Genomic DNA, 483 nt, shown 5'->3' on the forward strand with positions numbered 1-483 from the left:
GAAATGATATTGACCGGCATCTTGTGCGGCAAATGACGGTGCTAAGCCAGGGTAACGATCAATATTTCCGCTTTGTTACCCGCCTTCGCCGCGCGATGGATGTAAAAATCGGCGGCGGCACGCCCGATTTTGCGCCCGCCCGGCAGTCGCTCGAGAATATGCGTCAGCAGTTGGAGGAGATGAACTCGCTATCGCCAGGGCCGATGAACCCTGATAGCCCAAGGGAGCTCTTGTCCAACTGGCAGGCCTTGCTGGAGAAAGGCGTCGTTCCTCAAATGCAACTGGCGCAGCAAGGATCGCTAACCGCCTGGAGCGAACATGCCAGTACGGTCACGCCCGCACTCAGTCGCGCGTTCGGCGCCAGCGCGGAACGGTTTAGTCATGAAGCTGGCGCCATGCTGGATAACACACGTGTGATGGTCGATGGTAAAACCTATACCATCCGCATCCTGCTTATCACGGCGGTGATTCTGGGCATTGCTA

Annotated in this window: 1 protein-coding gene; it reads left to right on the forward strand. The window is 57.1% G+C overall.

The genetic code is table 11. The features are described from left to right. On the forward strand, positions 1-483 hold a 483-nt coding region (locus A6V37_RS13640), incomplete at both ends, for a hypothetical protein (RefSeq protein ID WP_208607868.1).

This window comes from Paraburkholderia ginsengiterrae (genome assembly GCF_001645125.1).
GTDB lineage: Bacteria > Pseudomonadota > Gammaproteobacteria > Burkholderiales > Burkholderiaceae > Paraburkholderia > Paraburkholderia ginsengiterrae.